Annotated in this window: 1 protein-coding gene; it reads right to left on the reverse strand. The window is 57.8% G+C overall.

The window, feature by feature from the left end:
• Positions 1 to 305: hypothetical protein (locus AW165_RS18680; RefSeq protein WP_212823956.1), on the reverse strand; the 305-nt coding region annotated here is incomplete at its 3' end.
• Positions 306 to 353 lie beyond the last annotated feature (48 nt).

A 353-nucleotide genomic window follows, 5' to 3' on the forward strand; every position in this document is an offset into this window, starting at 1 on the left:
GACACCTCTAAGTTACTGGTGAAGTTTTTGTTGCGCTCGATAGGCTCTAGCAACTTGGCTTGCTGCTCATCGCTGAGGCCATACGCCACTTTGGTGATGTGCGCTTTATCTAGCCAGCGCTGGAGTGCGCGATAGGGCGCTTCGCCCGCGGCAACAAAAAACGTTGTGGCGCCATTCGCCGTTTTATTTGTGTCACCAGAAGGCGCGCTCGCACTCGACGGTAAGGGCGCCAGCACTTGAGATTGAGGTTCGCCCGTTGGAATGTTCGGTCCCGCTTTGCGCAGTTCGACGCGCTTTAGAGGCATCTTGCCGCGCTCTACCGCTTGAGGCGGCGGCGCAGAGACTTGCCCAAC

The organism is Acinetobacter sp. LMB-5 (assembly GCF_001541635.1).
GTDB lineage: Bacteria > Pseudomonadota > Gammaproteobacteria > Pseudomonadales > Moraxellaceae > Acinetobacter > Acinetobacter pittii.